Annotated in this window: 19 protein-coding genes; 6 read left to right on the top strand and 13 right to left on the bottom strand. The window is 68.5% G+C overall.

Annotated features, from left to right (window positions below; genetic code table 11):
* Window positions 1-2: 2 nt before the first annotated feature.
* The 4 genes from ABZ382_RS07480 to ABZ382_RS07465 all read right to left on the bottom strand — a co-directional run bounded on the left by ABZ382_RS07480 (window position 3) and on the right by ABZ382_RS07465 (window position 5,121).
* On the bottom strand, window positions 3-1,418 hold the full coding sequence (locus ABZ382_RS07480) for a lipase family protein (protein ID WP_357085403.1): 1,416 nt from the start codon (window positions 1,416-1,418) through the stop codon (window positions 3-5).
* Window positions 1,419-1,803: 385 nt separating this feature from the next.
* A complete protein-coding gene (locus ABZ382_RS07475; RefSeq protein ID WP_357085401.1) occupies window positions 1,804-2,838 on the bottom strand; it encodes a TIGR03842 family LLM class F420-dependent oxidoreductase in 1,035 nt (344 codons plus the stop codon).
* Between the two features lie 28 nt (window positions 2,839-2,866).
* Window positions 2,867-4,288, bottom strand: coding sequence for a dihydropyrimidinase (gene hydA / locus ABZ382_RS07470; protein WP_357085399.1), 1,422 nt, complete (start codon window positions 4,286-4,288; stop codon window positions 2,867-2,869).
* Window positions 4,285-5,121 (bottom strand): nitrilase-related carbon-nitrogen hydrolase, encoded by an 837-nt coding sequence (locus ABZ382_RS07465; RefSeq protein WP_357085397.1) that lies wholly within the window; start codon window positions 5,119-5,121, stop codon window positions 4,285-4,287. The genes hydA and ABZ382_RS07465 overlap by 4 nt, the downstream gene beginning before the upstream one ends.
* Window positions 5,122-5,242: 121 nt before the next feature.
* Here ABZ382_RS07465 and ABZ382_RS07460 point away from each other — a divergent pair, with 121 nt between their 5' ends.
* Together ABZ382_RS07460 and ABZ382_RS07455 are read left to right on the top strand one after the other, a co-directional pair.
* On the top strand, window positions 5,243-5,674 hold the full coding sequence (locus ABZ382_RS07460) for a nuclear transport factor 2 family protein (protein WP_357085395.1): 432 nt from the start codon (window positions 5,243-5,245) through the stop codon (window positions 5,672-5,674).
* Between the two features lie 43 nt (window positions 5,675-5,717).
* Window positions 5,718-6,125, top strand: coding sequence for a hypothetical protein (locus ABZ382_RS07455; protein ID WP_357085393.1), 408 nt, complete (start codon window positions 5,718-5,720; stop codon window positions 6,123-6,125).
* 75 nt (window positions 6,126-6,200) lie between these two features.
* On the opposite strand, the gene arc is transcribed toward ABZ382_RS07455, so the two are convergent.
* On the bottom strand, window positions 6,201-7,961 hold the full coding sequence (gene arc / locus ABZ382_RS07450; protein WP_357085391.1) for a proteasome ATPase: 1,761 nt from the start codon (window positions 7,959-7,961) through the stop codon (window positions 6,201-6,203).
* A gap of 332 nt (window positions 7,962-8,293) precedes the next feature.
* Here arc and ABZ382_RS07445 point away from each other — a divergent pair, with 332 nt between their 5' ends.
* Window positions 8,294-8,650: a hypothetical protein gene (locus tag ABZ382_RS07445; RefSeq protein WP_357085389.1), complete on the top strand. Its 357-nt coding sequence runs from the start codon at window positions 8,294-8,296 to the stop codon at window positions 8,648-8,650.
* 79 nt (window positions 8,651-8,729) lie between these two features.
* Here the strand turns inward: ABZ382_RS07445 and ABZ382_RS07440 are convergent, their stop codons facing one another.
* Complete coding sequence (locus ABZ382_RS07440) at window positions 8,730-9,563, bottom strand: tRNA (adenine-N1)-methyltransferase (RefSeq protein WP_357085387.1); 834 nt, start codon at window positions 9,561-9,563, stop codon at window positions 8,730-8,732.
* A 101-nt stretch (window positions 9,564-9,664) separates the two neighbouring features.
* On the opposite strand from ABZ382_RS07440, the gene ABZ382_RS07435 reads away from it, so the two are divergent.
* Window positions 9,665-10,522, top strand: coding sequence for a RecB family exonuclease (locus tag ABZ382_RS07435; RefSeq protein WP_357085385.1), 858 nt, complete (start codon window positions 9,665-9,667; stop codon window positions 10,520-10,522).
* Between the two features lie 13 nt (window positions 10,523-10,535).
* Here ABZ382_RS07435 and hisG read toward each other — a convergent pair whose 3' ends face one another.
* From hisG to ABZ382_RS07405, 6 genes are all read right to left on the bottom strand, one after another.
* A complete protein-coding gene (hisG, locus tag ABZ382_RS07430; protein ID WP_357085383.1) occupies window positions 10,536-11,387 on the bottom strand; it encodes an ATP phosphoribosyltransferase in 852 nt (283 codons plus the stop codon).
* Window positions 11,388-11,477: 90 nt separating this feature from the next.
* Entirely contained in the window at window positions 11,478-11,741 is a 264-nt protein-coding gene (locus ABZ382_RS07425) for a phosphoribosyl-ATP diphosphatase (RefSeq protein ID WP_357085381.1), read from the bottom strand.
* Between the two features lie 43 nt (window positions 11,742-11,784).
* Entirely contained in the window at window positions 11,785-13,587 is a 1,803-nt protein-coding gene (locus ABZ382_RS07420) for a choline/carnitine O-acyltransferase (RefSeq protein ID WP_357085379.1), read from the bottom strand.
* Window positions 13,588-13,797: 210 nt separating this feature from the next.
* Window positions 13,798-15,165 (bottom strand): FAD-dependent oxidoreductase, encoded by a 1,368-nt coding sequence (locus tag ABZ382_RS07415; protein WP_357085377.1) that lies wholly within the window; start codon window positions 15,163-15,165, stop codon window positions 13,798-13,800.
* A 63-nt stretch (window positions 15,166-15,228) separates the two neighbouring features.
* Window positions 15,229-16,059, bottom strand: coding sequence for a class I SAM-dependent methyltransferase (locus ABZ382_RS07410; RefSeq protein WP_357085375.1), 831 nt, complete (start codon window positions 16,057-16,059; stop codon window positions 15,229-15,231).
* A 14-nt stretch (window positions 16,060-16,073) separates the two neighbouring features.
* On the bottom strand, window positions 16,074-16,934 hold the full coding sequence (locus ABZ382_RS07405) for an arpA protein (protein WP_357085373.1): 861 nt from the start codon (window positions 16,932-16,934) through the stop codon (window positions 16,074-16,076).
* Between the two features lie 177 nt (window positions 16,935-17,111).
* On the opposite strand from ABZ382_RS07405, the gene ABZ382_RS07400 reads away from it, so the two are divergent.
* Window positions 17,112-18,026: a toprim domain-containing protein gene (locus tag ABZ382_RS07400; RefSeq protein ID WP_357085371.1), complete on the top strand. Its 915-nt coding sequence runs from the start codon at window positions 17,112-17,114 to the stop codon at window positions 18,024-18,026.
* Window position 18,027: 1 nt separating this feature from the next.
* Here ABZ382_RS07400 and ABZ382_RS07395 read toward each other — a convergent pair whose 3' ends face one another.
* Window positions 18,028-18,987: a YafY family protein gene (locus ABZ382_RS07395; RefSeq protein ID WP_357085369.1), complete on the bottom strand. Its 960-nt coding sequence runs from the start codon at window positions 18,985-18,987 to the stop codon at window positions 18,028-18,030.
* A 117-nt stretch (window positions 18,988-19,104) separates the two neighbouring features.
* Between ABZ382_RS07395 and ABZ382_RS07390 the strand changes: the two genes are divergently transcribed.
* Window positions 19,105-20,229, top strand: a complete 1,125-nt coding sequence (locus ABZ382_RS07390) for an epoxide hydrolase family protein (protein WP_357085367.1) — start codon at window positions 19,105-19,107, stop codon at window positions 20,227-20,229.
* Window position 20,230: the final 1 nt, after the last annotated feature.

Genomic DNA, 20,230 nt, shown 5'->3' with positions numbered 1-20,230 from the left:
CGTCACCGGCCGCCCGCGGGCGCGGCGCAGTTGCCCGCGGCGGGCTCGCCGCGCAGGCGTTGATCCAGCCAGTCCATGGTCGCGGGGTAGGAGCTGACATAGGCGGCGAGATGCTCACCACCGACGATGTTCTTCGTCGCCGCCACCCCCAGCCCGCACTGCTCGCGCCACAGTTCCTCGGCCTCCGACACCGGAACCCACGGATCGTGGACACCGTGGTAGATGAACAGTGGCACACCCGATTTCCGGCCCTGCATGCTCAGCTGCTGGAACACCGATTCGGCCGCCGCGCTGTCGAGGGGCTTGTCGACCTTGGCCATGATGTCGACCGGGATGGGCGCGATCCCGAGCGCACCGAAACTGCCGCTGCAGTTGTCCTTGATCGGCGAGGTCGCCAGCCACTGCGCCGCGTGGTTCATCAGGCCGAGGATCTCCGGGTGCTCGCGGCCGAGCGCGAGCACGGTGCTGAGCAGGAACGCGGAGATGTAGGAGCCGTCGAAGGTGTGGGCGAAGCGGCGATAGTCGCTGACCAGTCCCCCGAAGCTCGCACCCGCGTAATACGGGAGCAGCTCCGGTGCGTAGTCCGATACCAGCATGGCCGCGGCGTTCGACGCGATCGCTCCGCCGGAGTAGCCGGTCGAGGCGAAACGACTGCCGCCGAACCGATCCGGGGCGAAGCCGCGCACCGCGCGCATCGCGTCCAGCACATTGTGCCCCGCGACCGACGGCTCCGAGTAGGCCATCAGCGGCCCCTCGTGGTCGGGAATGATGAGCGCGTACCCGTGCTCGAGCGCCCAGGTGGTCGGTGACGGCGTGAAGTCGTTGCCGGTCGGCACTTCCATGCCGTGGGCCATCACGTACCCGGGGGTGCACCGCTTGTTGAGCGAATTGGTGGCGGGCGCGTTCACCAGCACCGGCTGCGGCCCGGGCCCGGCCCATTCCTTCGGCGGCAGGACCAGGGTGGCGGTGCCGATCGAGGGCTCGCCCGCGGAGTTGGTGGTGCGGAACTTCAGCAGGGTGGCGCGTGAGATACCCGTGAGGTTCAGCAGCAGCATGGTCGGCCGCGCCGAGTCCGTCACGTCCCGCCACTCCAGAATCTCACCGGGCTCGTAGCGGGCGAGATCGGCGGGCCAGGCGTCGAACAGCGGATCCCCGGTCGGCGGGGACTGCACGGCGTTCCACAACGCCGTCAGCTCGGGCGGCAGATCCTCCGGCGCCGCGACCGGCCGCGACGCGCGCGGAACCAGGTTCAGCGGCGCGGGCACATGCTCTTCGATCCACTGCTGTAGCGGATTCGGTACCCCGGCGGACGGCGCCACCACCCCGGGCGGCTGCGAATCGGTCTCCGCTCTCGCGGAGACCTGCCCCAGGGTCATCGAAAGACTCAGAACCACGATCGTTGCGGTCAGCTGCCTCACGAGTGATCAAGCTACGACATGACACCCCGAGAACGCGGGAGGCTGCCGCGGAAATGCCGAAAGCCCACCGAATCCCGCGCGATTCGATGGGCCCTCGGTTTCTTGCTACGTTCAGGCGGTCGGCTGGGTGCTACCACCGGCGCTGCCGCTGAACAGACCCGTGATGGTCTTGATCAGAACTGCAGCCAGGAAATCCTCAGCGGATCCGGTCACTTGCTACTCCTCATCTATCCATGACATGTCGGGTATGTGAATCATCCACGGTTCACAATCAAAGGGAAGGCCTTTGTCCGGGGAACTTTCAGCAACCCGACCGGAGTTACACGGTAGAACGCGTTTCATCTGCGTTTATATCGGTTTGATAAAAGTGTGATCTACATCACAATCAATCGTGGACTGTGGCATCGGTCGCGGGCGCGAGGCGCGGCAGGACCGATTCGCCGTACGCGTCGAGGGTCGCGGTCTTGGCGTCGTGCTGCAGGTAGACCGCGAACTGGTCGACGCCCAGCGCCTCGAGTTCCCGCAGGCGGGTCAGGTGCTGGTCGGAGGTGCCGAGCACGCAGAACCGGTCCACGATCTCGTCGGGCACGAAATCGGCGTGGGTGTTCCCGGCCCGGCCGTGCTCGTTGTAGTCGTACCCGTGGCGGCCCGCGATGTAGTCGGTCAGCGCGGCGGGCACCTCGGAGTGCGTGCCGTAGCGGGCCACGATCTCGGCAACATGGTTGCCGACCATCCCGCCGAACCAGCGGCACTGCTCGCGCGCGTGGGCCAGGGCCGCCGGCGTGCCGTCGGTGATGTAGGCCGGGGCCGCCACACAGATGGTGATCGCGCCCGGATCGCGGCCCGCGCGTTCGGCGGCCGCGCGCACGCGCGCGATGGTCCAGGCGGTGATGTCGGGATCGGCGAGCTGAAGAATGAACCCGTCGCCCACCTCCCCGGCGAGCTCCAGGGCGCGCGGCCCGTATCCGGCCACCCACACCGGCAACCGCGACTCGCTCGCCCACGGGAAGTGGATCACCGTGTCCCCGATCCGCGCGCTGCGGCCATTGCCCAATTCCCGGATGACGCCGATGGATTCGCGCAGCGTCGCCAGGTTCACGGGCCGGCCGCCCAGGGTGCGCACGGCCGAATCACCGCGGCCGATCCCGCAGACGGTGCGATTGCCGAACATGTCGTTGAGGGTGGCGAAGGTGGACGCGGTGACCGTCCAGTCCCGGGTGGCCGGATTGGTCACCATGGGCCCGACCACGACACGCCGGGTGGCGGCCAGGATCTGGCTGTGGATGACATACGGCTCCTGCCACAGCAGGTGCGAATCGAAGGTCCACACGTGCGAGAACCCGTGCGTCTCCGCGATTCTGGCCAGTTCGATCACCCGGGAGGCGGGCGGGTTGCACTGCAACACCACACCGATGTCCATGCCGGAACTCTCCCCTCGAAGCCGATGGTCAGATGAGACTCTGCGACAGACCGCGTTTCAGGAATCGGCCGTGCCCGGCGCTGCCCAGATACTGCCCGCCGTCGACGATCACCCGGCCGCGCGCGAGCACGGTGTCCACGTGGCCGTCGATCTCGAAGCCCTCGTAGGCCGAGTGATCCATGTTCATGTGGTGGGTCTTGCCGACCCCGATGCTGGTGTGCCCGTTCGGATCGTAAATCACCACATCGGCGTCCGCCCCGGGGCTGATCACGCCCTTGCGCGGGTACAGCCCGAACATCCGGGCCGGGGCGGTGCAGCACACCTCCACCCATTTCTCGAGCGAGATCCGGCCGTCCTTGACGCCCTGGAACATCAGGTCGAGGCGGTGTTCGACACCGCCGATCCCATTGGGGATCTTGCTGAAATCGCCGAGCCCGAGTTCCTTCTGGTCCTTCATGCAGAACGGGCAGTGGTCGGTGGCCACGGTGGAGACATCGCCGGTGCGGATGTAGCGCCACAGCTCGTCCTGATGCCCTTCGGCGCGGGCGCGCAAGGGGGTCGAGCACACCCATTTCGCGCCCTCGAATCCCGGTGCGGCCAGATTCTCCTCCAGGGAGAGGTGCAGGTACTGCGGGCAGGTCTCGCCGAACACGTTCTGCCCCTTGCCCCGCGCCTCGGCGATCTGTTCCAGGGCCTGCTTGGCGGAGACGTGCACGACGTAGAGCGGCGCACCGGTCAACTGCGCCAGCATGATCGCGCGGTGCGTCGCCTCCTCCTCCATCTGCCACGGCCGGGTCAGTCCGTGATACACCGGGGCGGTCTCGCCGCGAGCGAGGGCCTGCGCGACGAGCACATCGATGGCGATCCCGTTCTCGGCGTGCATCATCAGCATCGCGCCCAGGTCACCGGCGGTCTGCATGGCGCGCAGGATCTGCCCGTCGTCGGAGTAGAAGACGCCGGGGTAGGCCATGAACAGTTTGAAACTGGTGACGCCCTCGGCCACCAATTCGCTCATGCCCTTCAGGGATTCGGCGTCCACCGAACCGACGATCTGGTGGAACCCGTAGTCGATGGCGCAGCGCCCGTCGGCCTTCTCGTGCCACAGCGCCAGGCTGTCCTGCACCCGCTCCCCCGGCTTCTGCACCGCGAAGTCGACGATGGTGGTGGTGCCGCCCCACGCCGCGGCGCGTGTCCCGGTCTCGAAGGTGTCGGAGGCCTCGGTGCCGCCGAAGGGCAGCTGCATGTGGGTGTGCGGGTCGACACCGCCGGGGATCACGTACTTGCCGGTGGCGTCGATGACGGTGTCGGCGGCCGCGGCCAGATCGGCGCCGAGCGCGGTGGCGCCCGGCCGGATCACCGCGGCAATGGTTTCGCCGTCGATGAGGACGTCGAGGAGCTGGGTTCCGGTGGCGGACACCACGGTTCCGCCGTGGATGAAGGTGATGCTCACGGCTCCACCAGCTTTCCGTAGGCGTCGGGGCGGCGGTCGCGGTAGAAGGCCCAGCGGTCGCGTACCACCTTGATCAGGTCCATGTTCAGGTCGCGCACGAGCAGTTCGGGCGCGGTGTCGGAGGCCACCTCCCCCACGAACTGGCCCTCCGGGTCGACGAAGTAGCTGGTGCCGTAGAAATCGTCGTCCCCGTATTCCTCGATGCCCACCCGGTTGATGGCCCCGATGAAGTATTCGTTGGCCACCGCCGAGGCGGGCTGTTCGAGCTTCCACAGATAACTCGACAGGCCGCGTGAGGTTGCCGAGGGGTTGAACACGATCTCCGCGCCCGCCAGGCCCAGCGCCCGCCAGCCCTCGGGGAAATGCCGGTCGTAGCAGATGTAGACGCCGATCCGGCCGACCGCGGTATCGAAAACGGGCCAGCCCAGATTTCCGGGCCGGAAGTAGAACTTCTCCCAGAACCCGTTCACGTGCGGAATGTGGTGTTTGCGGTATTTGCCGAGATAGCGGCCGTCGGCGTCGACCACCGCCGCGGTGTTGTAGAGCAGGCCGGGCTGTTCCTGCTCGTACACCGGCAGCACCATGACCAGGCCGAGTTCGCGGGCCAGCGCCGCGAATCGCTCCACGGTCGGTCCCGGCACCGATTCGGCGTAGTCGTAGAACGCGGTGTCCTGCAATTGGCAGAAGTACGGCCCGTAGAACAACTCCTGGAAGCAGATCACCTTCGCCCCGGCCGCCGCCGCCTGACGCGCGTAATCCTCGTGCGCCTTGATCATCGACTCTTTGTCGCCGGTCCAGCTCGTCTGCACCAGCGCCGCTCGCACATTCGCCATCTCCTGATGGTCCACCTCCGGCGATGGCGGGCAGGTAAAACACGGCGACATTTGGGGAACAGTTTCCCGGCCAGTGGGCAAGATCGAATACCGGGCGACCGAGCGAGCGTTAGGAAGGGATATGGACAATCTCCCCGACCGCCTCGCCCTGCGCGAACTGACCGAGCGTTACGCGGCCCATGCCGATCGCCGCCGCGACGCCGCCATCGCCGAACTCTTCACCGAGGACGGCACATTGGTCATCGACTGGGGAACCGGCCGGCCCGCCACCACAGTTCGCGGGCGCGCCGAGATCGAGGCGGCCATGAAACCCCTCGACCGCTACCGCGCAACCCAGCACCTCATCGCCAATCAGCTGCTGGACTTCGCCGGCGACGCGGTCCGCGGCGAGACGTATTGCACCGCTTCCCATGTCTACGACGACGCCACCGGTCCCCGGATCTTCGTCATGAACATCCGCTACGCCGACACCTTCGCCCGCGACGGCGAGCGCTGGCTGTTCCGGGAACGCCGCCTGCACGTGGACTGGACCGAGGACCGCGCGCTGGTGTGATACTGATGCGCGCAGTGTCTATCGACGTTCCATGGAGGGGTACATGAAAACGATCGCCCGCACCGTCACCCGCCTGACCGCCGCGGCCGTCGTCGCCGGGGCCGGGCTCACGCTCGGCACCGGCTCCGCGGCTGCCGAGGAGTGGCCGGTGCAGCAGCCCAACAGCCCGATCTACGTCTTCGAAGCGCACAACTTCCTCACTCCCGCCGACCTCGATTACTGGAACCCCCTGGTCGACCGGGCCCGCCTGACCTCGCCCTTCGGCAATTCGACCCGGATCGTGTGCTCCGGCTTCCACGGCGTCACCACCAGTTGCTTCCAGGCCGACGCCGACGGCAACCCGCACCAGCTCAAGCGGCTGCCGATGAACTACCCCAATGTCACCGGCTACCTGGCCCCCGGCGGCGGGGTCAGCCACTGGGTCTACCCGGGCTTCATCCCCGGAAGCTGAGCCCCGGCCGCGACTTCCGCGCAGACGAAGAGGCCCGCCTCCGAAAGGAGGAGGGCCTCTTGGCTTTTCCGAACCTTACAGGTACTGACCCGTGTTGGACTCGGTGTCGATGGCACGGCTGGCGCTGGCGTTCTTCCCCGTCACCAAGGTGCGGATGTAGACGATGCGCTCGCCCTTCTTACCCGAGATGCGAGCCCAGTCATCGGGATTCGTGGTGTTGGGCAGGTCCTCGTTCTCGGAGAACTCGTCCACGATCGAATCGTAGAGATGCTGGATGCTCAGACCCGGGTTGCCGGTTTCCAGGACCGACTTGATGGCGTACTTCTTGGCCCGGTCCACGATGTTCTGGATCATGGCGCCGGAGTTGAAGTCCTTGAAGTACAGGACTTCCTTGTCACCGTTGGCGTAGGTGACCTCCAGGAAGCGGTTGTCGTCGCTCTCGGCGTACATGCGGTCCACCACGCGTTCGATGGTGGCCTGCACGCACTTGCCGCGGTCGCCGTCGAACTCGTTGAGATCGTCGGAGCGCAGCGGGAGCGTCTCGGTCAGGTACTTGGAGAAGATGTCCTGCGCCGCTTCGGCATCGGGCCGCTCGATCTTGATCTTCACGTCCAGGCGGCCGGGCCGCAGGATCGCGGGGTCGATCATGTCCTCGCGGTTGGAGGCGCCGATCACGATGACGTTCTCCAAGCCCTCGACACCGTCGATCTCCGAGAGCAGCTGCGGCACAACGGTGGTCTCCACGTCGGAGGAGACGCCCGAACCGCGGGTGCGGAAGATGGAGTCCATCTCGTCGAAGAACACGATCACCGGGGTGCCCTCGGACGCCTTCTCGCGGGCCCGCTGGAAGATGATCCGAATGTGGCGCTCGGTCTCACCCACGAACTTGTTGAGCAGCTCGGGGCCCTTGATGTTGAGGAAGAACGACTTGGCTTCCTTGGCATCCTCACCGCGCGCCTCGGCGATCTTCTTGGCGAGCGAGTTGGCGACGGCCTTGGCGATCAGCGTCTTACCGCAGCCGGGAGGACCGTAGAGCAGCACGCCCTTGGGCGGGCGCAGCGCGTACTCGCGGAACAGATCCTTGTGCAGGAACGGCAATTCGACGGCGTCGCGGATCTGCTCGATCTGGCGGGACAGGCCACCGATGTCCTCGTAGTTGACATCCGGGACCTCTTCCAGCACCAGGTCCTCGACCTCGGCCTTGGGGATCCGCTCGAAGGCGAAGCCGGCCTTGGTGTCGACCAGCAGCGAATCACCCGGGCGCAGTTTGCGGATCGGGCGATCGGGGTCCTCGAGGTCGTCCACGTCCACCAGTGCGGACAGCGGACCGGAGAGCCAGACCACGCGCTCCTCGTCGGCGTGCCCGACGACCAGGGCCCGGCGGCCGTCGTCGAGAATCTCACGCAGCGTGCCGATTTCGCCGATGGCGTCGAAGTGCCCGGCCTCCACCACGGTCAGCGCCTCGTTCAAGCGAACGGTCTGGCCGTAGGTGAGGGTGGTGGTGTCGATGTTCGGCGAACAGGTCAGCCGCATCTTGCGTCCGGAGGTGAACACATCGACCGTCTGATCGTCGTACACACCGATGAGAACGCCGTAGCCCGAAGGTGGCTGGCCGAGGCGATCCACTTCCTCACGGAGAGCGACCAGTTGCTGGCGCGCTTCCTTGAGGGTGTCCATCAACTTGGTGTTGCGAATCGTCAGCGAATCAACACGCGCTTCCAATTCCCGTGTGCGATCGGGCGTGTCGGCGAGTTGCCTCCGGAGTGCAGCTGCCTCGGCACGTACGGCCTCGAGTTCCCTCCAGGCTGCCGAATCCGAATGTTCGATGGGGCTCATGATGCTGCTCCTCCCAGTCCCGGTCTATCAACGCTACCGGGCTCTAACCGTTCCCGCTTTCCGACATGGTTTCGTCGTGATCACATCTAGGCTGCGGCCCACGGGCCGGACAGGCATGTTAGCCTGCCCTAACCTGTTTCCGGCGAGTTAACGCCGACCCGAGCCGAAAGGTGCCGTTGATGCTCCTTCCCACCAGTCGTACTCCTGGTATGCGCAACGTCTCCCGGACGCTTCGTGTTTCCGTGGCTACCGTCGCGGCCCTCGCGGCCGTTACCGCAACTGTGACCGCATGTAGCTCCGACGACAAGGGTTCTTCGCCCACGAATACGTCCGTGTCTTCGGCCGCCGCCGCGCCCGCGCCGACCGCGGAGAGCCTGCAGAGCGTCCTCACGGCCTTCGCCGACCCGGCAAAACCGGCCGCCGACAAAGCCAAACTAGTCGTCGACGGCGACAAGCGTCTCGGAAATATCGAGACCATGAACCAGGGACTCGCGCATTACCAGGTCAGTTTCGCCGTCGGCGAGATCAAACAGGACGGCGCCAAGGCCGACGCCAAGGTCGGCGTGACCTCCCCGCACGGCACGATGCCCGACGTCCCGATGTCGTTCCAGTACGCCGACGGCGCCTGGAAGCTGTCCGACGCGGGCGCCTGCACCGTCCTCGGAATGGCCCGCGCCGCCTGCCAGTAAGGGCGGCCGGCAAACCGATGGCACCCCGGGGCGGGCATCACGTGACTGCCCGCGCCGAGGTGCCATCAGTGCGTTCGAATCAGCCCTTGGAGGGGCGGCGCTGCGGGCGCGGCGCGGTGACGCCCTCGGCCAGGCGGCGGGCCTTCACCAGGAAGGCGGTGTGGCCCTGCATGCGGTGCTCGGGGCGCACGGCCAGGCCGACCACGTGCCACGGGCGGACCATGGACTCCCACGCGGTGGGCTCGGTCCAGCAGCCCTGGCGGCGCAGACCCTCGACCACCTCGGACAGCTGCGTGGTGGTGGCCACGTAGGCCAGGAAGACACCGCCGGGGATCAGCGCCTTGGAGACCGCCTCGAGGGCCTCCCAGGGCTTGAGCATGTCCAGGACCACCCGGTCGACCTGCTCGCCGGCGTACTCGGTCACATCGCCCAGGGTCAGTTCCCAGTTCTCGGGGCGTTCGCCGAAGAATCGCTCGACATTCTTGACGGCGTGCTCGGCGTGGTCCTCACGGATCTCCCAGGAGATGACCTTGCCCTCGGGGCCGACCGCGCGCAGCAGCGAGCAGGTCAGCGCGCCCGACCCGGCCCCGGCCTCGAGCACCTTCGCGCCGGGGAACATGTCACCCTCGTGCACGATCTGGGCGGAGTCCTTGGGGTAGATGACCGCCGCGCCGCGCGGCATGGACAGCACGTAGTCGGTGAGCAGGGGGCGCAGCGCCAGGTAGGGGGTGCCCTTGGCGGAGTTCACCACGCAGCCCTCGTCGGCGCCGATGAGGTCGTCGTGGTTGATGTGGCCGGCGTGGGTGTGGAACTCCTTGCCCACCTCCAGGATCACCGTGAACTTGCGCCCCTTGGCGTCGGTCAGCTGTACCCGGTCACCGATCTGGAAAGGGCCGGTCCGTCTGGCCGTCATGAAACTCCGTTCTGCGTGCTGTCGTGAAACGTGCGTCGCTGCGATTGTGCTGCGGCGAATTCGTGCGCACCTTGTCGGTGCCTGCGTTTAGCCTGCCAGGTATGTCGGTCGACGCGATCAGTACCCCGGAGACAGAGCGGTTCGCGCCGCGGGGACCCGCGCTGTCCCCTTCGCGTGCAATCGATTTCAAGCAGTGCCCGCTCAAGTACCGGCTGCGGGTGATCGATCAGATCCCCGAGCCGCCCTCGCGGGCGGCGGTGCGCGGCACGGTGGTGCACGCCGTGCTGGAGGCGCTGTTCGGGCTGCCCGCCACCGAGCGGGACGTGGCGGCCGCGGCCGCGCTCGTCGAACCCGCCTGGACCGGGGTGCGCGAGTCCCGGCCCGAGGTGGAGTCGCTGATCCCGGACGAGGAGCTGCCCGGGTTCCTGGCCGAGGTGCGCAAGCTGGTGGACGTGTACTTCCGGCTGGAGGATCCGGCCGGGTTCGAGCCCGAGTCGTGCGAGACCTTCATCGAGGCCGATCTGCCCGACGGCACCCCGCTGCGCGGCATCGTCGACCGGATCGACCGCTCGGCCGACGGTGAGCTGCACGTCATCGACTACAAGACCGGCCGCGCCCCGGGCCTGGCGTACGAGACCCGGGCGCTGTTCCAGCTGAAGTTCTACGCCCTGGTCCTGCTCCGCACCCAGGGCCGGGCCCCGGCGCAGCTGCGGCTGATGTACCTGGCCGACGGCGTCACCCTGACCTACGCCCCGGATCCGGACGAGCTGCTGCGCTTCGAGCGGATCCTGTCGGCGCTGTGGGCGGCCATCGTCACCGCCGCCGAGACCGGCGAGTTCCCGCCCAGCCCGGGCTGGATGTGCCAGTACTGCGATTTCAAGCGACTATGCCCCGAATTCGGCGGCACGCCACCGCCTTTCCCGTCCGGTCAGGACGAGCCGGAACCCGGCCCGGCCTGACCCGGCGGCGGGATCAGAAGGCGCGGCAGGACCGGATGTCGGTGGCCAGGATGGCCTTGGCGCCCAGGTCGGCGAGCTGGTCCATGAGCTCGTTGCCGTTCTTGCGCGGCACCAGCGCGCGCACCGCGACCCAGTCGGGATCGGTGAGCGGGGACACCGTCGGCGACTCCAGACCCGGAGTGATCTCGACGGCCCGATCCAGCAGCGCCTTGGGGCAGTCGTAGTCCAGCATCAGGTACTGCTGGGCGAAGACCACGCCCTGGATGCGGGCGACGAGCTGGTTGCGGGCCTTGTCGTTCTGGTCCGCGCCCTTGGCCTCGATCAGCACGCCCTCGGAGTCGCACAGCGACTCCCCGAAGGCGACCAGGTTGTGCTGGCGCAGGGTGCGGCCGGAGCCGACCACGTCGGCGATGGCGTCGGCGACACCGAGCTGGATGGAGATCTCGACCGCGCCGTCGAGGCGGATGACCTCGGCCTCGAGGCCGCGCGCCTTCAGATCGCCCCGGACCAGGTTCGGGTAGGAGGCGGCGATGCGCTTGCCCTGCAGGTCCTCGACCTTCCATTCGCGCCCGGCGGGGGCGGCGTAGCGGAAGGTGGAGCGGCCGAAGCCCAGGGCGAGCCGTTCCTGCACCGGCGCACCGGAATCCAGGGCCAGGTCGCGGCCGGTGATGCCGAGGTCGAGCTCACCGGAGCCGACGTAGATGGCGATGTCCTTGGGCCGCAGGAAGTAGAACTCGACCTGGTTGACGGGGTCGAGCACGCTCAGTTCACGGGAGTCGGTGCGCTTGCGGTAACCCGCCTCGGTGAGGATGCCGACGGCGGATTCGGACAGGGCGCCCTTGTTCGGGACTGCGACGCGAAGCATGGGGAGGTCCTTTCGGAAGGGGAAGGGAAGACGGGGCCGACGGGGGACGAAACGGCCGCTCCGCACGGGGTGTGCGGAGCGACCGGTGCGTCACAGATGTCGGTACACGTCCTCGAGCCGCAGCCCGCGGCCCACCATCAGCACCTGCACCCAATACAGCAGCTGCGAGATCTCCTCGGAGAGCTCGTCGTCGCTCTGGTACTCGGCCGCGATCCAGACCTCGCCGGCTTCCTCGAGCACCTTCTTGCCCTGCGCATGCACGCCGGCGTCCAGGGCGGCGACGGTGCCCGACCCCTCGGGGCGGTTGGCGGCACGATCCTGCAGCTCGGCGAACAGGGCTTCGAAAGATTTCACGGGGAGTGATTCTCTCAGACGAGCGCACACTCCCCGCAATCGGTTATACGGTGAGCAGTTCGGTGAGTTCGGCCACGGCCACCCGCAGCTGGTCGGCGAACTCGTGCATCTGCTGCGCGACGTGCTTGGGCGTGGCCAGGTAGAGGTTCCAGCGGTCGGGCAGCAGCACGTAGGCGATGCCGATGCACTTGGGGCTGGTGGAGCCGAAACCGAAGTACTGGATGTTGACCGACGGCGCGGAGCTGGTGCTCAGGTAGTCGTCGCGGGTGACGGTCCAGCCGGGGCTGTCGAAGAACGGCATCGCCTCGGTCGCGCCGAGCTCTTCGCCGCGACGGCGCTGGATCCACTGCAGCTCCCACAGGTGCTGTTCGGGGGCCTCGCCGCGCTGGCATTCCTGGGCGCGGCGCACATGCGCCTCGGCGGCGGTGCGCAGGGCCACCAGTTTGCGGTCCCGGTCCACGGCCGGATCCTCCATGGCGGCAACGAAATCCAGCATCTCGTGGGTGATGACGCGCATGGCCTCGGTGCGGCCGTTGCGGAACTGGCGGGTGGCGATGGACTCGTAGGTCGCCCCGTTGAGGCCCTTGCTGCGGCGGTGCGCGAGCTGGTAGCTCAGCTGGGCCAGCGCGTCCGGGGAGATGCCGAGCTTCTTGGCGCGCTGGGTGCCGAAGTCGAACGACACCGTGGAGGTGGCGGTGTCGGCGGCGAACTGGGCGAACGAGGCGGCGGCGGAGGCGATCTCGGTGCGGGCCTCGGGGCCGAAGGTGAACTCGACGGGTTCGACGGCGGGCAGGCCCTGCGCCTGCGCGCCGGATTGCGCGGCGTGGTCGCCGACGGGCGCTTCGAGCAGGGTGTCGACGAAGGACAGGATGGTGGTGCCGTCCAGGCCGCAGTGCTCGACATTGATGCCGGCCTCGCCGTCGGCGAAGACGACGAACGACACCGCCTTGTCGAACCAGCGATTGCCGCTGTCACCGTGCAGCAGCTGGTCGCAGGCGTGCAGGGTGTCGCGGGGCGCGAAGTCCTCGAGGCAGACGCAGAACAGCGCGGTCTCGATGGTCTCGAAGGCCGCGGCGTTGGCGGGGCGCAGGGCGGTGTAGAGCGGGGCCCAGTCGGCGCGCGCCATGGTGGTGAGGTGCCCGGCGGCGGAGTTGGTGGCGGCCCGGCGGGCCCCGGCCTTCATGACCGCCCGCAGGCCGTCGGTGAGGTCCTCGGGGGTGTGCGGGACACCGCCGGCGCCGATGACGTCCATCCGGAACATGTTGCCGCGGTAGAAGACAACGATGTGGCGGGCGTCGGAGTGCCCGGGCCAGTCGTCGCTGTAGGGCACGCGCACGGTGTCCTGCGGTGCGCCGGGAATGCGCGTTTCGGAGAACAGGAACTTGTTCTGCGCCATATTGAGTCGCGTGCCGCGCTGGGTGGCGGGCGGGATCTCCTCGGCGTCCAGGCGCAGCTTGTAGTTCACCGCCGCCGAGATCAGGGCCGCGGCACGTTCGCTCTGCTCGGAGCCGGTGGAGGAGGCCAGCGCGGTGTCATCGCGGAACAGGAAGAAGAAGTTGGCGTTCAACGCGATTCGGTCGCGGCGGCCCAGGTAGCGGGAGGGCCAGAACTCGTCGAGCCAGCTGCCGACGCCCGGGGTGGCGTCGAAGCGCTCGAGATCCGCGTGCAGGGTGCGGGCGGGGCCCTCGGGGCGCAGCAGGTCCTCGACGGTGGCGGCGGTGGCCGCGTACTCGTCGGAGGTCAGCAGCGGCGCGCACCAGTGCAGGAAGCGGGTACAGCTCTCCTCCAGGGTGGGCAGCGGGACGCGGGGCAGCTGCTCGTCGAAGGCGAAGGTGCTGTCGCTCAAGGGGTGTCCTCATGGTCGATGGGGTTGGGGCAGCCTGGCTGTGCACACGTGTCACCGTCCCCCGGCGGTCACGCCACCATTCTTGCCATCGTTACCGTCCGGGCGCCACATTTTCGCGCGAAACCGCCACGGACCGACCAGGATGTGGTTTTACTGCGCGACAAGAGTTTTCATGCGGCTATCCGGCTTGTCCGAACCGACCGGTCTCGTTCACACCGGGTCGCCGAGTTCTTTCACCACCCGCGGCACCTCGTCGGCGGGCAGGTAGCAGCCGGATTGTTCGAAGCCGCCGATGGTGTGGACCTTGTGATCGGCGTACCCGATGCGCAGGAAGTCGTCACCGGCCAGGCCGTGCACGGCCCAGTCGAAGGCCACCCGGGCGCGGGCGACGATGGTGCGCAACGCCATGAGGTGGTAGCCGCGCGCCACGAATTGCGCCGGCACGCCCCGCAATCCGAGCCCGAGCGGCCGGGCCAGCGCGTCGCGCCCGCCCAGGTCGACCACCATGCCCAGGTCCGGATGCCGGTAGGGCGCGGGCGTTTCGCCCCGCAGCGCGGCGACCAGGTTCTTGCCCAGGTGCCGTCCTTGGCGCATGGCGTGCTGCGCGGTCGGCGCGCAGACCTGACCGTCGCCTTCGGCGGTGTCGGGGACCGCGGCCGCGTCGCCCATGGCCCACACGCCCGGCAGGCCCGGGACCGACAGGTCGGCTTGGGCGATGATGCGGCCCTTGTCGGTTTCCGCGCCCAGATGCGCGGCCAGGGGGCTGGGGGCGACCCCGGCGGTCCACAGCACCGTGCGGGACGGGATGAATCGGCCGTTGGTGAGTTTCACGCCCTTGGCGGTGACTTCCGCGGCGGAGGCGCCGGTGATGAGTTCGATGCCGCGTTCGGCCAGAATCCTTTTCGCCTCGGCGCCGAGCTTGTCGCCGAGTTCGGGCATGATGCGGTCGCCGCGGGTGACCAGGTGCCAGCGCACCATCCCCGACTCGACCTCGGGGAAGAAGCGTCCGGCGGCGGCGCGGCAGACCTTGTTGAGGACCGCGGCGGTCTCGGTTCCGGCGTAGCCCGCGCCGATGGTGACGAAGTTCAGCCGTTCCTGGTCCTCGTCGAGCCCGCCGCGCATGGCGGCGATATCCAGCTGCCGCAGCACGTGGTCGCGCAGGTACATGGCCTCGGCCAGGGTCTTCATGCCGAATCCGTGCTCCTGCAACCCCGGAACGTCCATGACGCGGGTGATGGAGCCGGGCGCCAGGACGAGGTGGTCGTATTCCAGGGCGGTTTCGACGCCGGAGGTGCGGGCACGGCGCACCACCACCCGCCGGGTGCCGGGCTCCACGCCGACGGCCATGCCGGGCACCACTTCGGTGCGGCGCAGCAGCCGGCGCAGCGGCACCGACACCGAGCGCGGGTTGAGGGTGCCGGAGGCGACCTGCGGCAGCAGCGGCAGATACAGCAGTCCGGCGTCCGGGGAGACGAGCTGGACGAACGCCTCCTCGGGGCGGAGGCGTCGCTCCAGATAGCGGGCGCATTCCACGCCCGCGAATCCACCGCCGATGATCACGATCTTCGCTGGTGCCACGACTTCACCGTAGCTCGTACCGCCCGTTTCGAGGTGAATCCCGCGATTTCCGGGTCCGCGGGATCAGTGTTCGCGCTCGGTACCGGGTTTCGGTCGCGACAGGTACAGCTGGGCGTAGAGCCAGCCGTCGGATTCGGCGTCGGTGGTGTCGATTCCCTTGCCCGCCAGGGCGTTCAGCACCCGCGCCCGTTCGTCCGGGGAGGCGAAGCGCCGCTGCCGGTACACGCCGGGGGCCCGTTCGGTGTGGTAGCCGAGGGTCTCCAGGTGGGCGGCGATGGGGTCGAAGGCGAACATCCGCAGCACGAAATGCGCCATCCACGGGAGTTTCCCGCCGTGCGCGCGGGCCACCCGCAGCAGGGTGTGCTCGGTGATGTAGCCGATACAGCCGGTGGAGATGATCAGATCGGCCCCGGCCAGCGTCTGTCGCTGGGCTTCGGTGGGTTCGGCCGATTCCAGGTCGGCGTGCACGACCTCGTCGAGGAAGCCCGCGGCGTGGCCGTAGTCGAGGGCCGGGCGGGAGGCGTCCATGCCGATGAAGCGGACTCCGGGCAGCCGATCGCCGGAGCGCAGCAGGGCGCGGTCCCGGTCGAGCAGGGCGGCGGTGTCGTCACCGTCGCGGCCGCGGTAGTGGCCGGACAGTTCGGTCATGGTGGTGTCGAGACGCAGCAGGGCCGCGTTGACGCCGTAGGAGCAGCCCAGGTCGAGGACCGCGGGGGTGGCGATGCCGGTGGCGGACCGGTATTCGTCGAGCAGTTTCTGGAAGTGCGGCTTCGCCAATTCCGGTATCTGGTAGTCCAATTCGGCCATACGGGCGTAGTACTGGCGGGGATCGGGCCGATCGTAGATGTCGTCGAAGGAGGCTTTTCCGGTGGAACTGTGTAACGAAACCGGCACGCGCTGGTCCCCTCTCAGTCGAGCAATCGGTCGCCGCGGATCTCGCCGACCGCCAGATGATCCGGCGTCACCCGCCCGAACAGCTGCCGGGTCCGTTCGGCGGTGCCGATCAGTCCCGGACTGTCGCTGTAGGCGAAGATCGCCGAATGCCGTTGCACCGCACCGTGTACCGGTGCGACCCGGTGCAACGAGAACCTTCCCTGGAACAACTGCAGGTCGCCGGGCCGCAGGGCCAGCCGGCGGATGAACCGTTCCCCGTCGCCGGTGAGCACGGCGCGCACGTCGGCGAAGTTCTCCGCCTCCCGCGACCGGATGCCCGGGCAATACTCGAACACCCCACCGTCTTCCGGCTCCTGGGTGAGCATGCTGACGGTGAATTCGTTGGTGTCGAAGTGCCAGGGATGCGACTGCCCGGGCGCGACCACATTGAGGCACAGTCCCGCCAGCGGATCGCTGTACTCGTGCAGGTCGGCCAGCCCGAAGCAGTCGGCCACGAACCGCTGGAACCGGGTGTCGACGTAGAGGCGATGGATCAGCGCCGCACGCGGAATGAGATCCCGTGCGACGAACGCGTTTCCACGCTGCAGCACGATCCGACCCGGGTGATCGGTGGGCAGCCCCGCGTCGAAGGGAATGTTGTACGCGTTGACGTTCTCGACGGTGTAGTGCGCCCGCGGAGCCAGTTCCTCCCCCTCGCTCCGCAGCGTCTCCACCAGCTCGGGCCGGATGAACCCGCGCAGGACGCAACATCCCCCCGCCGCCAGCTCGGCCCGCGCCCCCGCCACCGCCCGCAGCCACCCGTCACTCCCCGGCGAATCCAGTGGATACCGCCCGACATCCACCCCCGGCACGCTCCCCTGCCCAACCGCAACCATGGGCCCATTCTTACGAACCGACCGCCCGACACGCCCGAAAAGTCCGCCGATTGTGAATTGCCACTTTTCCTGCGCCCCACCAGTTTTGATGTGGTAATGGCACCGCCGGGCAACGTGTCGCACGCCGTTTGACAACCGCGTTCAGAGAGGTATACCGGTAGTGAGAGGACCGGTCGCATGGGCAGTCGCGGATCGTGGGAGACCGTCAACCGGGCACTGAATCGGGTGTCCGGGCCGGGCAGGCGCGGGACCGAGTGGACGACCTATCTGTGTCCGGTGCACGAGGCGGACGGGCGGCGGCATCGGGCCTCACTGGGAGTGGTCTACAACCTGTCGCGGCAGCGGACGGTCGTGCGGTGCTTCGCCGGTTGCTCGGACGTGGAGGTGTTGGCGCGCATCGGATTGCGGGTGCGGGATCTGTTCGACGCGCCCCCGGAGCCGAGGGCGGGACAACGGCGGAACCCGCCGAAGCCCGCGCTGGCGGATCGGGCGATTCTTGCGGCGGGGCTGGCGCTTTCGGTGCATCGGAAGGACCTCGGGCCGCGGATCGGGCGGCCGCGACGAATGGCGGCGTACGTGTATCGGTGGCCGGACGGGAGTGCGGCCGGGTGCGTGGTGCGGGTGCGCACATTGCATCGGCAGGGGTACGTGAAGTCGTTCTATCAGCGGCGGCCGACCGAGAACGGGTGGGAATTCGGGGGTTTCGCGTGGGTGCCGTTCCAGCTGCCGGAGGTGATCGAAGCGGTGGCGGAGGGGCGCGACATCTTCGTGTGCGAGGGCGAGGCAGATGTGTTGACCGCGACGCGGGCGGGGTTGACGGCCACCTGCAATGCCGGGGGTGCGAGCGGGTGGTACCGGGAGCACGCGGAGTGGCTGCGGGGCGCGCGGCGGGTGTGGGTGGTGGCGGATCGGGATGCGCCGGGGTACCGGCACGCGGCGCGGGTGGCGGAGTCGCTGGTCGATGCGGTGGCCCAGCTGCGGGTGGTGCAGGCCCGGGACGGGAAGGATCTGACCGATCACTGCAATGCGGGGCATCTGGTGTCGGAGTTGGATCCGGTTCCGGTGCTGGACGCGCACTTTCGCGAGAAGTGAGTCAGCCGGCGGTGGTGACGGCGCGCTGGTAGCGGGTGATCAGGGTGCGCAGGGCGGTGACCAGTTCCGGGGAGTCGACGATGTCGAAGTCGGCGTCCAGCAGGCCCAGGTAGAGGGCGAGCATCTCGGGGTGGTCGGAGCCGGGTTCGAAGGCGCAGCGCCGCTCGTCGAGCTCCTCGATGTCGATCGGGATCGGGATGCGGGCGCGGACGTGGGCGGCGGACGCGTGCACGATGACGCGGGCACGGAAATGCCAGGTGGCGGAGCCGATTCCGCGCTCGACGAAGGCGGCGATCTCCGGGTCGGGCGGCAGCGGGCGCGGGGTGAAGCGGGGGCCCGCGGGAGTGCGGGGATCCATGCGGTCGACGCGGAAGGTGCGCCAATCGGCACGGTCGAGGTCCCAGGCCAGCAGGTACCAGCGCTGGCGGTGGTTGACCAGGCGGTACGGCTCGACCGAACGGCGCGCGGCGGCGCCGCCGTGGGTGCGGTAGTCGAAGCGGAGGCGTTCGTGGTCGCGGCAGGCGGCGGCGATGGCGGTGAGCGCGTCGGGGCTCACGCGCGGGCCGCGCAGCGGTACGGGCAGGGCGTGCTGGAAGGCGCTCACGCGGTGGCGCAGCCGTGACGGGAGGATCTGCTGGAGTTTGGTCAGCGCCCGCAGCGAGGTCTCCTCGATCCCGAGGATGGAACCGCTTGCCGCGGTGCGTAATCCGATCGCCACGGCGACGGCCTCGTCGTCGTCGAGCAGCAGCGGCGGCAGTGCGCCGCCGTGCCCGAGCCGGTAGCCGCCGTCCACGCCGGGCCGCGCCTCCACCGGATACCCGAGTTCGCGCAACCGGTCCATGTCCTTGCGGATGGTGCGCCCGGTGACCTCGAGGCGGGCGGCGAGTTCGGGCCCGGTCCAGTCCCGGCGGGATTGCAGCAGCGAGAGCAGTCGCAGCAGCCGGGCGGAGGTTTCCAACATTCGCCGATCCTATCCGCCTATTGCGGAACGAAACGTTCCTCGATTGCTCCTACCGTGGGTGCCGAGCGCAAGATGAAGAGCCTCGGAAGAGATCTTCCCAGTGATCGGAACACCGTCATGAGCACCGAGATTCACCCCTTCCACCTCGATGTCCCCCAGTCCGAGATCGACTACCTGCACGATCGTCTCGATCGCGCCCGCTGGGCCGCCCAGCTGCCCGGCACCGGCTGGGAGCGCGGCATCCCCGAGGCCCGGCTGCGCGAGCTCACCCGGTACTGGCGCACCGAATTCGATTGGCGGGCGCAGGAAGCGAAGCTCAACGCCTTCCCCCAGTTCACCACCGAGATCGACGGCCAGACCATCCACTTCCTGCACGTCCGCTCGCCGCGCCCGGACGCGCGCCCGCTGCTGATCACCCACGGATTCCCGAGCTCGGTCGCCGAATTCCTGGGCCTGATCGGCCTGCTCACCGATCCGGCCGAGGGCCCGGCCTTCCACGTGATCGCACCCTCCCTGCCCGGATACACCCTGTCCACCCCGCTGTCGGGAACCGGCTGGACCATGGCGCGCACCGCCCGCGCGTGGATCGAGCTGATGGCCCGCCTGGGGTACGACCGCTACGGCGTGCACGGCGGCGATGTAGGCAGCGGGGTGTCGGGTCTGGTCGCGGCGCTGGACGGCGAGCATGTGACCGGCGTGCACGTGGTCACCGATCCACTCACCGCCGCGAATGTCGCGACCTTCCTGCCGGGCATGGCTGAGGGCCTGGACCCGAACGATCCGGTGGACAAGGTGATCCTGGACCGGATGGACACCTTCCGCCGGGAAGGCTCGGGCTACCTGGCGATCCAGAACTCCCGCCCGCAGACCATCGGATACGGCCTGGTGGATTCGCCGCTGCTGCAATTGGCCTGGATCGCCGAGAAGTTCGAGGCGTGGACCGATCTGCCCATCGATCGCGATCAGCTGCTGACCACGATCAGCCTGTACTGGTTCACCGGGTCGGGCGTCTCGGCCGCGCACACGCTCTACGAGCAGGCGCATTCCTCGGAGTGGGGTGCGCCGCCCGCGGTGCCGCAGGGGTTCGCCATCTTCGGCGCGGACGAGACGGTGCGCCGGGTCGTCCCGGCCCCGGCCGATGCCCACTGGTCGGAATTCGAACGCGGACTGCACTTCCCGGCCATGGAGGACCCGGCCGGCCTGGCCACCGATCTCCAGGCCTTCTTCGGCCCCTTGCGCTGAG

Source organism: Nocardia sp. NPDC005825, from assembly GCF_040630175.1.
Classification (GTDB): Bacteria; Actinomycetota; Actinomycetes; order Mycobacteriales; family Mycobacteriaceae; genus Nocardia.
Note: the sequence above shows the minus strand (reverse complement) of the source record. Positions and strands in the feature narration are given on the sequence as shown.